At 46.8% G+C, this 14320-nt stretch carries 11 protein-coding genes and 3 pseudogenes; 6 read left to right on the top strand and 8 right to left on the bottom strand.

The features are described from left to right. The first annotated feature begins 11 nt into the window (after positions 1 to 11). Genes hemL through P8O70_09195 form a run of 3 tightly spaced genes read left to right on the top strand, consistent with a single transcriptional unit; the run spans position 12 to position 3672 of the window. On the top strand, positions 12 to 1295 hold the full coding sequence (gene hemL, locus P8O70_09205; GenBank protein ID MDG2197048.1) for a glutamate-1-semialdehyde 2,1-aminomutase: 1284 nt from the start codon (positions 12 to 14) through the stop codon (positions 1293 to 1295). After that, a complete protein-coding gene (locus P8O70_09200) occupies positions 1292 to 2359 on the top strand; it encodes an aspartate carbamoyltransferase (protein ID MDG2197047.1) in 1068 nt (355 codons plus the stop codon). Before hemL ends, P8O70_09200 begins: the two co-directional genes overlap by 4 nt. After that, entirely contained in the window at positions 2356 to 3672 is a 1317-nt protein-coding gene (locus tag P8O70_09195; protein ID MDG2197046.1) for a dihydroorotase, read from the top strand. Before P8O70_09200 ends, P8O70_09195 begins: the two co-directional genes overlap by 4 nt. Positions 3673 to 3708: 36 nt before the next feature. Here P8O70_09195 and P8O70_09190 read toward each other — a convergent pair whose 3' ends face one another. Further along, positions 3709 to 5634, bottom strand: coding sequence for a hypothetical protein (locus P8O70_09190; protein ID MDG2197045.1), 1926 nt, complete (start codon positions 5632 to 5634; stop codon positions 3709 to 3711). Positions 5635 to 5661: 27 nt separating this feature from the next. Further along, positions 5662 to 5901: a hypothetical protein gene (locus P8O70_09185; GenBank protein ID MDG2197044.1), complete on the bottom strand. Its 240-nt coding sequence runs from the start codon at positions 5899 to 5901 to the stop codon at positions 5662 to 5664. Positions 5902 to 6105: 204 nt separating this feature from the next. Between P8O70_09185 and proB the strand changes: the two genes are divergently transcribed. Both proB and rlmD read left to right on the top strand, forming a co-directional pair. Beyond that, positions 6106 to 7248, top strand: a complete 1143-nt coding sequence (proB, locus tag P8O70_09180) for a glutamate 5-kinase (GenBank protein MDG2197043.1) — start codon at positions 6106 to 6108, stop codon at positions 7246 to 7248. Beyond that, entirely contained in the window at positions 7248 to 8495 is a 1248-nt protein-coding gene (rlmD, locus tag P8O70_09175) for a 23S rRNA (uracil(1939)-C(5))-methyltransferase RlmD (protein MDG2197042.1), read from the top strand. Before proB ends, rlmD begins: the two co-directional genes overlap by 1 nt. Positions 8496 to 8641: 146 nt before the next feature. On the opposite strand, the gene P8O70_09170 is transcribed toward rlmD, so the two are convergent. The 5 genes and pseudogenes from P8O70_09170 to P8O70_09150 all read right to left on the bottom strand — a co-directional run bounded on the left by P8O70_09170 (position 8642) and on the right by P8O70_09150 (position 12536). Next, positions 8642 to 8851 carry a hypothetical protein gene (locus tag P8O70_09170; GenBank protein ID MDG2197041.1) on the bottom strand — a complete coding sequence of 70 codons (210 nt, stop codon included), beginning with the start codon at positions 8849 to 8851 and terminating at the stop codon, positions 8642 to 8644. Positions 8852 to 8882: 31 nt separating this feature from the next. Then, positions 8883 to 9407 (bottom strand): GNAT family N-acetyltransferase, encoded by a 525-nt coding sequence (locus P8O70_09165; protein ID MDG2197040.1) that lies wholly within the window; start codon positions 9405 to 9407, stop codon positions 8883 to 8885. 18 nt (positions 9408 to 9425) lie between these two features. Next, positions 9426 to 10466 carry a lysophospholipid acyltransferase family protein gene (locus P8O70_09160; GenBank protein MDG2197039.1) on the bottom strand — a complete coding sequence of 347 codons (1041 nt, stop codon included), beginning with the start codon at positions 10464 to 10466 and terminating at the stop codon, positions 9426 to 9428. A 140-nt stretch (positions 10467 to 10606) separates the two neighbouring features. Then, positions 10607 to 10945: pseudogene (locus P8O70_09155) on the bottom strand (YtfJ family protein). 92 nt (positions 10946 to 11037) lie between these two features. Beyond that, a pseudogene (locus P8O70_09150) lies at positions 11038 to 12536 on the bottom strand (aminotransferase class III-fold pyridoxal phosphate-dependent enzyme). Positions 12537 to 12589: 53 nt separating this feature from the next. Between P8O70_09150 and asd the strand changes: the two are divergent. Continuing rightward, positions 12590 to 13468, top strand: a pseudogene (gene asd / locus P8O70_09145) (archaetidylserine decarboxylase). Here asd and P8O70_09140 read toward each other — a convergent pair. Next, positions 13465 to 14055, bottom strand: coding sequence for a glycosyltransferase (locus tag P8O70_09140; GenBank protein ID MDG2197038.1), 591 nt, complete (start codon positions 14053 to 14055; stop codon positions 13465 to 13467). The pseudogene asd and the gene P8O70_09140 overlap by 4 nt on opposite strands. Positions 14056 to 14320 lie beyond the last annotated feature (265 nt).

Raw genomic sequence — 14320 nt, 5'->3', positions numbered from 1 at the left:
CCAACTCAATAATGCAAATCAACCAATCATCCTCACTTTTTGCCAGAGCTCAACTGCGCATTCCAGGTGGAGTGAACAGCCCTGTCAGAGCATTCAAATCTGTTCGCAGTACACCTCTTTTCATCCGTGAGGGGAAAGGGAGCCACATTACTGATGTCGATGGCAATAACTACATCGATTATATTGGCTCTTGGGGGCCTCTTATTCTTGGACATTGTCACCCTGAAGTAATGGCTGCGATCGAAGAGGCACTTCATCGAGGAGCTTCTTTTGGAACACCTACCGAAGGAGAAGTGTATCTAGCAGAAATGATCTGTACTGCAGTGAACAGTGTCGAAATGGTTCGACTGACCAACTCCGGTACAGAAGCTTCCATGGCTGCGATCCGAGTTGCCAGAGGATATACGGGCCGCGACAAGATCATCAAATTTGAAGGCTGCTACCACGGCAGTGTGGATTCTTTATTGGTCAAAGCAGGATCAGGCGTGATGACTCTTGGCCTTCCAGACTCCCCAGGAGTACCTGCGTCTTTCGTTGAACACACTCTCCTTGCCGATTTCAATAATCTCGAGTCGGTCACCGATCTCTTTGACGAATATGGTTCCGAGATCGCAGCCGTAGTTCTTGAACCTGTCGCAGGAAACATGGGAATGGTAGTGCCAGACCTAGATTTTCTGAAAGGATTGCGGAATCTCTGCGATGTTCATGGATCCTTGTTGGTGTTTGATGAGGTGATGACCGGCTTCCGAGTTGATTATGGAGGGGCCCAGGAGATTTTTGGGATTATCCCTGACATGACCATTTTTGGAAAAGTGATTGGAGGAGGTCTACCAGTTGGAGCTTATGGAGGCAGACAAGATGTGATGTTGATGGTTGCACCCGCTGGTCCAGTTTATCAAGCTGGCACTTTATCTGGGAACCCACTGGCAGTAGCAGCGGGTCACAAAACATTGGAAATTTTACAGGCTCCCGACACATATGCAGAATTGAGCCGAAAATCCAACTGGCTGATCGATGAAATGCGGCAGAGCGCTGGACAAAATGGAATTCCATTTCAGACCAATGTCATGGGTGGGATGTTTGGCTTTTTCTTCGCTGAGAAACTGGTTCGTAATTATCAGGACGCTGCTGAATCAGATCAGGATCGCTTCCGTAAATTCTTCATGGGTATGCTAAAGGAAGGGATTTACTTGGCACCTTCTGCCTTTGAAAGTGGCTTTATCTCAATGGCCCACACGGAAGAAGACCTAGAAAAGACAGCAGCAGCCTGCCGCAAAGTGATGGCCACACTGTGAGCTTGCTCACGATCGATGAATACCTACGGCAGCCTGTAGCCAAGAGACTACCCTACTATCAGCGTGAAGGTCGACTATATCATGTGATGATGTCGCAACAGTTCCCTCGTCCGCTGATGGAAGAAATCTTCGGTGTCGCCAACACACTCAAGGCCATGTCACATGACTACGAAGGTCTTGAGTTCCTCTCTCGTCTGCTACGCCACAAGCGGGCGATGCTTTACTTCACTCAACCTTCTACTCGTACATTCCTCTCCTTTTTGACTGCTTGCCAACTTGTCGGCATCACAACCGGGGAAGTGCAAGATCCTGCACTATCTTCTGAATATAAGGGAGAGAGCCAGGAAGATGCGATCCGGGTCTTTAGCAGCTACTTCGATCTTGTAATCATGCGTGATCCAAAACCTGGTTTTTGTGAATACATTGCATATCGCCAAGATCGGACCGGCTTCAGTGTCCCAATCCTCAACAGTGGTAGTGGCAAAGACCAGCATCCTACCCAGGCACTACTGGACCTCTACACGATGCACCGCTCCTTCCAGCGGATGGGTGGAATCTCTGGGAAGAAGTACGCTTTCGTAGGAGATCTTCAACGTGGTCGAGCTGTGCGCTCAGTCATGTATTTGCTAGCTAATTATGAAGATCTCGATTTCTATGCCATCGCACCCAAGGGCTTTCAAATTGCTCCAGATCTTGAATTACATCTGGGAGAGCGGGGTGTTCGTCTACACTTCACAGATCAATTGAAAGAGGTGTTACCTGAGGTAGATTGCATTTATATGACCCGCGTACAGGATGAATACGACCTCTCCAGAGAGTCAGGCAAGATCGACTTGGCCAGCTTCAGCCTCACCGAAGAAAATGTGAACTTACTACCCGAACACGCCATCATTCTTCACCCACTACCTCGGCGGCAGGAAATATCCAGTGGAATCGATGCCAATCCAAGAGCAATGTACTGGTCTCAGCTACGTAACGGAGTCTATATTCGGGCTGCACTTCTGCTCTACATTTTTGGAAAAAACGAACAACTGCCTATTATCCAGGAAAAATCTAGCTTATGACTAATAGCCTTTGTATTAGAAATGCCACTGTCGTTTTTCCCGATCAGCTTCAAGAAACTGATCTCCTGATAGAGGATGGGACCATTAGCGCTATTGGTCGTGGATTGCCTGACGGTAAAGAAACTCTCGATGCTTCTGGTTTGATCCTTTTCCCAGGCTTGATCGATCCTCAGGTGCATTTTCGGGAGCCAGGAAATACTCACAAAGAAGATTTACATACTGGATCTAAAGCTGCTGCTGCTGGAGGAATCACTAGTTTCTTGGATATGCCTAACAATAATCCAGCAGTGATCAATGCAGAACGAATGGCTGCCAAAAAAGAATGTGCTGCTGAGCAGTGTGTGGTCAACTATGGCTTCTTTGTTGGCGCCACTCCTGAAAACCTAGCTGAGATCAACTCCGTTCCAAATGTTTGTGGAATCAAGGTTTTCATGGGTTCTTCTACCGGAGACCTGCTCGTTCATCGTGAAGAAGACCTGGAGCGAATTTTTGCCAATGGAATTCGTCTGATTGCTGTACACGCCGAGAGTGAACGTCAAATTCGAGACAACGCTGCCCTGCTCCATGGATGTAAGGATGTAAAGGCACATTCTAAAATTCGAGACGAAGCTACCGCGCTGGAAGCAACTGAATTAGCGGTTCGTCTATCTCTCCAATATAAAAGACGGCTTCATATTCTGCATCTCACCACAGAAGAAGAGACCCTGCTGTTGCGTCGCTTACCAAGGGATCACAAGATCTCTACGGAAGTCTGCCCACAACACTTCACACTGACAGCTCCAGACTGCTACGAGAAATTGGGGACTCTAGCCCAAATGAATCCTCCCTTGCGCAGTCAGCGTCATGGCACGGCACTCTGGCAGGCTCTCAAAGATGATATTATCAACTGCATTGCCACTGATCACGCCCCACACACTCTTGAGGAGAAGGATGCTCCTTATGGTAAGGCTCCATCGGGGATGCCCGGAGTAGAGACTTCCCTACCATTACTCCTGACAAGACATAGTCAAGGAGACTGCAGCTTGGTGGAAATCGCAAAGTGGATGAGTGAAGTGCCTGCTCGACTTTACAGGATGAAAAACAAAGGAAGGATTCAGGTGGGATACGATGCTGACTTGACCTTGGTCGATACACAGTTGAAGCGAACCGTGGAAAACGGGAAACTGTTCACGAAGGTTAACTGGTCTCCCTACGCAGGCATGGAATTAACAGGATGGCCGGTTCGCACCATTGTTCATGGTCAGACTGTTTTTGTGGATGGCCAAATCCAGCCTGGGATTCGCGGTAAAGAAATTCAGTTCATGGAAGATTGACTCTTTCCCATACAAAGAATTTTCTTAGCTACTTTCTCACTCAGTTCCTAATCGAGATTTGCGTAGAGCCTCGGTGAAGGGACGCCCCTCATTTTCCTCAAGAATCGCAGTCTGCAACCGATTCTCATACACTTTCAAGAGCGTGTAAGTGTACTCGTCAACTCGCTTCAGTCGACGAGGAAGTTCATCTTCTTCATAGTGACGACCAGAAGGAATCGGAGCCAACAATCGGTGAAAAATAAATCGTAGAGAAGCTTGAGGGTAGTGGATCATGTAAAGTAGATAGGGGACCACTTGCTTGTCTTGTTCGCGCTCCTCATAGATTCGCAAAAACAATAAAACTAAGTGGTAGTAGTTGATCCCTCGGTGGACTTGGCGTTCTACAAAATGTCTGATCGAATCCATGTAGCGTTCCTTATTGAAACGCTGTTGACCTGCATGTGCTTCATAATAGCGTGTAATCAGAATTGAAGAGATAAAATAGCTCCATGCCTTGCGAAACTCTCCCAGTGGAAAGCGTTGACGCTGATCATTGCGCAAAAACTCTTCAGCACAATTGATCAAAACTCCTGTCGTTGAGCGTGTTTGTTGAATCGACGGCAACCGAAATTGAAAATTTCTAAGTAGCTGCTGAAGGCGCTTGACATGCTTATCTTCGAGGGGATTTTTTCCTGAATGCTGTTGGTTCAAACTGATCCAACGATGCAGTCCTCGAAGCGCCTCCCAGAGCTTTAAGTAGATAGAGTTTTCATACTGTCCCTGCAGTTCCTTGACAAAGCCTGACCATTCTTTGACAGGTAAGCTTCTGGGCAATTGTTTAAGTAATTGAATCGGAAGTTGTTGGCGTTCTCGTTGTAATGCGTGTGAAATCGGCTGATTTGGTAACAGAAAAACCAGGGCTTTGCGTTCTTGCTGAAGCTGTCTCATCCGATTCGCCAACTGAATCAGTACTTCTTCAGGCTCCCAATCCTCCCGACCCTCTTTCAGATTGGCTGCCAACTCTGAAATAAAACCGATCAACCCATCAATTTCTTCCAGCTTATTGGAAGCTGCCCTGAGATAATGTGCTGGATCTTCACGTTCAAACCGTGAATACGCTCGATGCTCATGTGGAAGTAGAAAATGAATCTGTCGATCCAACTTCTTGACCTCCAGCAAACTCTTCTGCAAAACATCCGTTGGATTGCGGGGAAAGGTTTCCAGAAAGTCTTCAAAGGATTGTTCAATCACTTGGTTGATTTGTTTTGGTAGGGCCTGGGCTTCCCAAAGCTGTCTCCAGTGAGTCGTCAGTTGAGCCCGGATCTTCTCTCCATCTTTCTTGAGCGAATATCGGCCCTGCTGAGCAAAACTTTGACACTGCTGATCCCAGCCTACGCTCGAAACTTCCTGAGTACGAAGGATATCCAGCTTTTCAAGCATCCCTGCACTTACACCCGACTGCTCACTATCAGAACCCTGCTGGTAGAATTCCATTGGCAGTACGCTCTCATTCAGATAAATTTCTCCAATCAGCTTGGAAAATAAGGTACGGGTGATATTGATGATCTGTTCACTGGTCTTGATCTCTTCCGGCAGAATGATAGTGACCGTGTAGACTCTCGAAATTCCATTGAAATCAAGTCTGGAAGCTGGCAAAGGCACCTTCCCTTGCAACTGCAAACCAGACTCAGACTCAAATTCATGAACAGGTAGAAAGCGGATTTGATGATTCGGATCGCGAAGCCTTAGGTTTAGACTTGCTGAAAATTCGAGGATGGAAGGAATGAGGTGTTTAAGCAGTGTAACTGCCTTCTCCGGAAGTTTTGCCGAGAAGTGCAGATTTTTGAGAACAAACTCCTTGTCAAAAGTTTGCTCCGTTTTCTGAAGATCGTAGTCGCGGAGTTGCTGCTCAAGGACATTAAGGTTCCCAGGACGACGAAACCGGTCTGCAAAAAACTCTTCGCTGAAGCCTGAAACAGCCATGCATGAAGCTCAGTGGAGCAGGAATAATCAGCGCTTGCGAACGGTGGCAATATCACTGTTCCAGTGGCGCAATTCTCGGGGACCTTCCAAAGCCGTCTTCAATTGAATCAATTCCATGAAGGGCTTGCTCTCAATATCAATGTCTGGGTAACGCCGGCTGAGGTAACTCCACAAATTCAGAAAGTTTTCATCTTTCTTCTTCTCATTTTCCTGGTTTCGATCTTCCGGAAGGAGATCCTCCCGATGGTACTGCGCATGCTTGCTCATAACAGATTTCCTTGTCAACCGTGATCGCACCCGGAGATGCCTAATTATCCAGCTGTATTCGTCATTGTTAAGATGGTAATCTGCAATCTGCTTGCCTCACCCCCAAGCACTTCTTCTTTTCATTACATACAACTGTTTTTGTTGAATTTTATAAATCGTTTCTAACCCGTACCTTCTTCTCATCTCTCAATAATTTTTTCTTTGATGTCGACGTCCTCCCAACAAACCATTGTCCTCAAAGTGGGGACTTATGTTCTTCAGCAACCCAATGGAAAATTGGATTATAACCTGATCCAAGAACTCGCGAAAACAATTGCTGAATTACGCCAGAGAGGCCATGAAGTCTTACTCGTCAGTTCAGGCGCAATTGGAGCTGGCCGGGAACGCTGCACAGTCCTCCCAAACCCTCCGCAAGCAGCGACACCAAGTAAGGGGCGTAAAGAATTGGGTATTCAACAAATGTTGGCGGCCGTTGGTCAAGTTCGCCTGATGCAAATCTACTCAGAATTTTTTCAAGAACACCAAATCCTCGTAGCTCAGGTGCTTGTCACTCGGGCTGACTTTGCCAAACGACAATCGTATCTGAATATCCGCAATACCGTCCAACAACTGCTACACTTTGGAATCTTACCGATCATCAATGAAAACGATGTAGTCTCCACAGAAGAGTTGCCTTTCTTTGGTGACAACGACCAACTCGCTGTTTCTTTTGCTGCATTGGCAGGTGCCAGTCATCTATTTTTCCTGACTAGTGCGCCAGGGTTGCTGGTTCGTGAGAAACAAGCAGATGGTTCTTTCGAAGACGTGGTGCTTGCCGAAGTCAAACAAGTGAATCAGGAGTTGCTTCAGCATTGCCAGCGCCCAGGAACCAACGTGGGTCGTGGAGGGATGGAGAGCAAAGTGCACGCGGCAGGAAAATCGATCTCCTTTGGAATTAATGCCTACATCACTGCAGGGAAAGAGCCCAATACTGTTCTCAAAATCTTGGATGGTGCGCAGGTGGGCACTCATTTCATAGCTCATGGATCAAAGCTCCGAGGCTACCGCCAGTGGCTCGCAGCAGGAGCACTGAGTCAAGGTGAACTGCATGTGGATGCAGGTGCTGAACAAGCTTTACGAGTTCATAAAAAGAGTCTCTTGCTCTCAGGTGTTTGTGAGGTCCAAGGGAATTTTAGTGCCAAGGATCCAGTCAATATCTTAAATCTCCAACACGAACTCATTGGGGTTGGACTCGCAGCTCAATCCGCTCAGGCTTTGCGGGTCCTGCTCCAGCAAAGTGAAGCCAACGGACATACACGAGCGGTAATTCACCGGGATGATTTGTTTCTGGCGGACGGACATCTCTAGTGGCTCTTTTCCAATGCCAAGTTGAAAAACTTGTCTTCGGTGGAGCAGGGCTGGGGCACTTAAAGGGACAGGTTGTTTTCATCCCAGGGGCTTTACCTGGAGAGGTCATAGAGATTGAATTACAGAAACAGCGTGGAGATTTTTCAGAAGCCCAGCTCGTTCGAATTTTTGAGGAAGCCCCAGAGCGGATCGCACCACAAGAAACCCATTTTCACTGCTGCAGCCCCTGGCAAATCCTCACTCCTGAGGCAGAAGCCCACTGGAAACGTCAGATTGTCCACGATACCCTCCAACGTCAAACTGTGCTCTGTCAAAACGATTTACAGGTGAGTGAGATGGGGCCTCGGTTGGGTTACCGCAATCGGTTAGAGTTCCATTTTACCCAAGTGAAGGGCCGACTGTGCTTGGCACTTCATGAGCCCGCGAGTCAAAATCCAATTTCTGTAGAAACTTGCCAACTCGGGCTACCCACCCTGCAACGGGCATCTCAGGAAGTGATCCTCCTGCTTGACGACGCTCAACTCCGACCAAAGGAGATGGGCCGCTTGGTTTTACGAGGGAATCGAGCAGGACAAGTTGTTGCTTTACTCCAGCTGAATGCAGCTGCAAAACAACGTTTAACCGCTCACCAGCGCCACTGGCCGAAACTGGATTTCCAACTCATTGCTTATTCTGAGAGTTTCCCAAAAGAGGCACTCTCTCAAAGTGAATTGTTCGAATCTGTTGCGAATACCAGAATCTATTTTGGTGGGCTGGGTTTCTTTCAAATCAATCCATTCTGCCTGGAATTACTTATGCCCGTAGTCGGTGAATGGATCAAGGGAGAAGAGGTCCTAGATCTATATGGTGGAGTGGGAACCCTCAGTTTGCCCCATGCCGAACAGACACAAAGCTGTGTGATTGTTGAAGAAAACCCTGACACAATCCATTTCGCTCAGAGGAACACCAAAGAAATTCCTTACTTTCAGGTCACTCCCTCAAAAGTACAACAAGCCTTGAAGCAAATTGGTGCGCAGCAAACTGTTCTGCTGAATCCCCCGCGGGCTGGAATTGCCAATCAGGTTCGTCAACAATTGCTAAAGGTGAAACCTCGAAGGTTGGTTTATCTTTCCTGCAACATCAGCACCTGTGCGAGGGATCTCAAAGACCTTCAGGACTGCTATGAGCTAAAGTGGCAACAGGCATTCAATTTTTTCCCAGCCACACCACACATCGAATTGTTGACAATTCTAGAAAGGAAGAAATGAAAAAGAAGAGGAGGAGGGAACTGGATCGGTAGCATCTTAGACTGTAGTGAGCCGTATCGATTGGTTCCGAGTGGACTTCAAGCAGTACTTATGAGGGGGGACTCACCCGAAATTTCTACGAATCCAATCCCATTCGATGAAAAGTATCAGACCACTTGTGATTGTTTGACTTCTGGACTTTGGTGATACTCCTGATAAGCGAGTGCGCTATCTTTCCCCATGAAACGCTTAGCCAAGGCTAGCGGAATAGAAGGCACGTGAACAACAATCAGTCCATCCAATGCATTTGAAAAGTTTCGATCCACACTAAAGCAGAGGAATCGAGCCCCTAAGCGCAGATAGTGACGTACCAACACAGGACCTTGCTATCCCGCTCAATCTCAGAAATTAGATTGCTGATTTCTTCGAGATCATTGGGGGTATTCCGTAAACTGTTTCTTGTGGGGATGGACTGTGGATGTCGGTATGGAGTTCTTGGGCGAACTTCCTGAGACAGGCGGTGATCAAAATGGTTTGCTTTGAGAAAACGAAGTAACAGGTTCTTTGATGTCCTTGAGTAGCTCTGGCTGATGCTAACGGGCCCAAAGAGATTCTGGTGGGGGTGCTGGACGAGAATTTTCCAATCCCTCGCCAAAGCAACGACAGGTGTGCTGCCTGTCGTTCAAAGTTAGGGTGAATGAAGGAGCGTCCCATTTCGATTACAGGATTCAGTTCTGCGACAAATTTTGAACTCAGTTCAAACAGTGCATGAGTGTAGAGTCCATTCACTCCGGCAGTCCTACCAATTCTATCGACCAAACCGAGCCGATACCCACCAGCCAGTCTACCCTCTGTCTTACTCCAGAGAAACAGGTGCAGATAACTTGCGTCATAGGCATCTAAATCCAAAGACTTCCCCGAACCTTCTCCCACGGCACGGAAGGTAATTTCTCACAACCTGCCAATCTCATGCATCAACTCATCGACCTGAGTATGATTCGCGTATCCTACAAGAAAATCCTCCGTTTCCACCAACAGCTGTTCCTGTAGCAAGCCTTCAACTTCCAAGCTCAACTGGTTGTGTGCTGATGCCTCGGCGATTGGTCTTCGTATTGAGCGAGACTGAAGTAGCAATTTGGGTAAGGGAATCAATTGTTTGTGTCGTTGATTCACACGGAAGTAGGTCTTGAACTGAAGGTATTCAATCAGTTTTTCGTTGGACTCAAATTCCTGCAACTGCTTGTAAGGAACACCTTGCCCAACGAAAATCTCAACAGAGGACCCTTGCTTGTTGAAAAGTTCTTGGATCAATAACGCGGTCCACAATCTTGTCTGAATCAGACCAAGCAACTGGAAGAGGATGCTGTTCTGACCTCGAAAAAACATCGGCAGGACAGTCGCCCTTGTCATTCGCAAAATTGCTGAGACATGAGGTGTCCACGCTGAATCCATGATACTTAGTGACTTCAAGTGGAGATATGAGACCTCTCCAGCTGGGAAAATGACCAGCGCTCCCCCTGCACGCACAAAGTGCAGTGTTTCACGTAATGTTTTGCTGTTGGCTGGACTGGAAGACGGATTTCCAAAGGGATCGACTGGGAAAATCCAGAGCTGGATTTCCGGGATCTTGTTGAGCAAATAGTTGCCCATCATCCAGCAGTCTGGGTGGACTTGCTTCAGCAACGTGCCAAGGACGACAGCTTCAAGCCCACCAAAGGGATGATCGGCAACAATAACAAGGGGATCCTTGGCAGGGATGTGTTGCAGATCTTCTTCTGAAATTCGAGGCTCAACCTTCAGTGTGCTGAGGGAGATTTCCCAGAAATTAGCTGATTTCAGGTCGACTGAAAGTTGCTCATATTCACGATTCAAGCAGCTTATTCCAGTCAAAATTTCTAGCTCGGGGGCCAGTCTATTGAGTGGCTTGGGAAGGATCTCACCTAGGATGATCAAAGGGTCTTCAATGTTGGTTTGCGTTAGCTTACGAACCATCTTTATTCCTCATCAATGGCAAAAATTATTTACAAAATTTTGCCTGATGAGTGTTAGCCCCGAATGGGATTTATGTTAGAGAAAAGTCAACTATAGGTTTTGCTTGATCAATTGAACAGCACGATCAATTTCTGCTTGGCTTAGCTGCCCATCCTTAAAAAAACCACTTTCCCAGATCTATTGAGGATGATCACTGCAGAACTCTCTGGAGCTAATCCCCATGCATTGCAAATCACCCCCTCCTTGTCCAGTGTGAAGCCAGGCACGATGTACTTCCGCTTGCGGTCTTCCACAGTGCGCTGGACGATACCGGAGGTGCTGAACATGGCATCATCCAAATTGATGATATTGATTGTCTGATGGGGATTACCCGGGAGTAAGTCAAACTGTTCCTCCAAAAGTCGATCAATGAAGGCGTCATTCAGGGATGCCACTGAACGGGTCCCCACCAGATGGTAAATTGTGAACACCTTTCCACGAAGTTCGCTGCTGTTCTACGGAAAATAGCTGATCTGTTCTCCCTCCAGATTGAGTTTTCCAAATTCTGTTAAGCTAATTTTTGGTAGAGCTGGAATTCAGTTTCTCCATAGTTGAGACTGAAAATCAGCCGTCCCGTACCAACCCAACTGAGAGCTAGTCCTTCGGCACGCAGATAAAATTGGAGTAGCCAGTATAGCGTCCTTGTTGAGTATAGCTGATTGTCCAAACAGAGGACATATTTGTAGCCTGAATAGGGAAATCAAACTCCCTCATGGTGTGGTTGAATTTTCAACAGCATTGATTCCATCGTTCGTCCAGCCCCTCACAAAGAGCTTGGATCTCAGGCTTTTCAATCTCATCCAGAAATGCCTTCATTGCTGACATCACCACAGAATGGGCATTGAATGTTCCACGAGCAAAGCAGATATCTGCTGGATAGTTCTCTTTCCAGCGTCTCATCCAGTGGTGTTTGCCATAGACCACTCTAACAGGATAACCGCCACCAAGTGTCTTTCCATAAGTAACGAGATCGGCTTGAACCCCAAAATATTCTTGTGCACCACCAGGGGCCAACCTGAAACCCAGAAACACTTCATCAAAAATCAGAGCAATTCCTTTTTCAGTGCATACTTCTCTCAATTGCTTCAGCCATGATGTGTAGGACGTTCGATCATATTGCGCCTTGCGGCTTCCATCTAGCAGCGTTGAATCTCCCGGGGCAATTTCGATTGGGATGCATTGCCTTTAAATGATTTACTAAAACACAGGCAATATTCTTACGAGATCGCAATACTTGTAGGGAGCGCTCACCCATATCAGCTAAAGTATATGTTTTATGTGGTGGTTGTGGGTTCCCAGGCCCTGGCTGAAAATCCTCCCACCACCCATGATAGGCTCCACAGAAACGAACAAGGCGTGTGCGCCCCTTATGGTAACGGGCGAGCCTGACAGCTTGCATCACAGCCTCTGTTCCAGACATGTGAAAGGAAACTTCATCCATACCACTGATTTAACAGAGTCGAGACACGTTACTGGCTACATGCGGGTGATAAACCTCTAATGCTGGGCTGAGAGGAACACCTTCTTCTAGGCCTATTCGCATAGTACGCTTATAAAAATCGGAACCAAAAAGGTTTACTCCATAGGAACCTGTCAGGTCATAAAACTGGCAATCATCCAAGTCTATCAAAATGACGCCATCAAACGACTTTGCAACACTTCCAACCTTGAGGTGCTCTCTAGCGTAGGGGCTGAATGCAAACGGAATTCGATAAACTGATGTGAACTGCAAATCACTCAGGTACTCCTTGGCCTCTGTGGTTAAACTCAGTGTTTTTTATGTTTTTGTAGTGTTCGAGCAAGGTTATTAAACCCGTTTCTCCTTTTCTCAGCCACATCATCTGGGGCTCCATCTGCAATAAAGAAAAGCTCTTCACCTAATGCATAACCAGGCAATAGGCGTGTGAGGAATTTTGCAATTCGGGAATGACCCGCTAATGATCTGTGCTTTGCTCGGGACAGTTGGATTCTACGATAAATTTTAGGGCTGAGCGCAGCCAGTATGCTAAGACTAGTGAGAGTGGTTTCCAAAAGGTTTCCGTGTTGATGTGTTGACTAAATTTTTACAACTAAATGAAGGACCATTGACAAATTTTCTTAAACAGCTTGCTCAGCAGGAAGATCTCAATTTTTTGCTGACTAATCGAATTCCCAGAATCACCCTAACTCGTTTTATGGGTTGGTAGAGTAAGCTAGAGCATCCCTGGATTGTAAAAAGTTCCATTGCGCTCTGGCAAACCTTCAGCGACTTAGATCTTTCTGAATCCAATACCAAGACTTTCAAGAGCCTGCATGAGTGTTTTACTAGGGAGTTGAAACCGGGTCTGCGGCCGATTCATCCTAATCCAGACATCCTAACCTCACCGTGTGATGCGATTGTTGGATGCTCAGGGAAAATTGAAGAGAATCAGATCTTCCAAGCTAAGGGCTTTCCCTACAGTCTACAAAGCTTGCTGGGAGAGAGTCTATTTAGCTGGGGTTGGGCTGAAAAGTTGGAGGGTGGCTATTATCTCACACTGCACTTGACCTCCAGCATGTACTATCGGTTTCATGCTCCCTGTGATGTGCAGCTAAAACATGTGACTTATATCAGTGGCGACACTTGGAATGTAAACCCAATTGTCTTGAAGCACATGGAAAGGCTTTTCTGCAAGAACGAGAGAATCGTTATGCACTTGCAGACTGCGGCAGCAGTTGATTTTCTAATGGTTCCCGTTGCAGCAGTATTGGTTGCTAGCATGAGACTGCATGCGCTAGATGTTTTGTTGAATCTTCGCTATCAGGGCCCGAACGAGATTCCCTGCCAATCCAACTATCTCAAAGGTCAGGAAATGGGCTGGTTTGAGCACGGCTCTACAATTATTTTACTATTCAACAAAGATGTTGAGCCTTTCCCTGAATTACAATTTGGACAACAGGTACGAATGGAGCAACCCCTCCTGAAATGGACTACAACCAACTAGTCTGAAGTAGGCAAGATGGTCAGGGAATCAAATTTGTTGAACTGAACCCCGAATTTACCACTTTCAATAGGAGCCAGATGGGACAGAAAGGTCTGGAAGCAGGCATCCCAGTCCCAATCCATCGAGCTTTGATGAACAACATCTCTATCCAGTTTTAAAGCGCTGAGGCAGGCCTCTTTCAGATTTTCTGATAATACTCCATCCACTCCTGGCCTCAGGACATCTTGAGGACCAGGAACTGGGAAAGCAGCTACTGGTGTTCCTGAAGCGATTGACTCCAGTAGCACATTCCCAAAGGTGTCTGTCTTGGAAGGAAACACAAAAACATCGCTATCAGCATAGAGTTTGGCCAATTCCTCTCCAAATTTGTAACCGAGCCAAACAGCCTCAGAATACTTTCTCTGCATTGATTCTCGAGCTGGAACATCACCCACAATGATTTTAGTGCCCGGTAAATCAAGCCTGAGGAAAGCCTCAATATTTTTTTGACAGCTACTCGGCCTGTGCAGAGCCAATAAGGACGAAGACCATAGGAATCTTCCTGGGAACGTAGTCGGAATAGTTCGTGATTGACTCCTCTGTTCCATATAACCGTCTTTTGGTGAACCCTGTGCTGATTGAGAAGCTGCTCCATTGTAGGAATTGGCACCATCACTCTTTCCGCAGCCCCATGAAACCACCTAAGAAAGTTGTACCCCCAGGACAGTGGGATGGGCAGTCGTTCTTGAACATACTCAGGAAAGCGAGTGTGGTAGCTTGTGGTGAATGAAATCTTCAAATGAGCCAACCAAATTCTAGTGAATATCCCCAAAGATCCTTCGGTAGCAATGTGAACTGCATCAGGAGAGAATT

The sequence above is a fragment of the SAR324 cluster bacterium genome (assembly GCA_029245725.1).
In the GTDB taxonomy this organism is placed as follows: Bacteria; SAR324; SAR324; order SAR324; family NAC60-12; genus JCVI-SCAAA005.
This window is presented reverse-complemented; position numbering and strand designations above follow the sequence as displayed.

What these genes read in the sequence shown, in the direction of transcription:
- hemL (MDG2197048.1), top strand. Translation starts at nt 12, where the DNA reads ATGCAAATCAACCAATCATCCTCACTTTTTGCCAGAGCTCAACTGCGC.
- P8O70_09195 (MDG2197046.1), top strand. Translation starts at nt 2,356, where the DNA reads ATGACTAATAGCCTTTGTATTAGAAATGCCACTGTCGTTTTTCCCGAT.
- P8O70_09190 (MDG2197045.1), bottom strand. Translation starts at nt 5,634, where the DNA reads ATGGCTGTTTCAGGCTTCAGCGAAGAGTTTTTTGCAGACCGGTTTCGT.
- P8O70_09185 (MDG2197044.1), bottom strand. Translation starts at nt 5,901, where the DNA reads ATGAGCAAGCATGCGCAGTACCATCGGGAGGATCTCCTTCCGGAAGAT.
- proB (MDG2197043.1), top strand. Translation starts at nt 6,106, where the DNA reads ATGTCGACGTCCTCCCAACAAACCATTGTCCTCAAAGTGGGGACTTAT.
- P8O70_09160 (MDG2197039.1), bottom strand. Translation starts at nt 10,466, where the DNA reads ATGGTTCGTAAGCTAACGCAAACCAACATTGAAGACCCTTTGATCATC.
- P8O70_09140 (MDG2197038.1), bottom strand. Translation starts at nt 14,055, where the DNA reads ATGGAACAGAGGAGTCAATCACGAACTATTCCGACTACGTTCCCAGGA.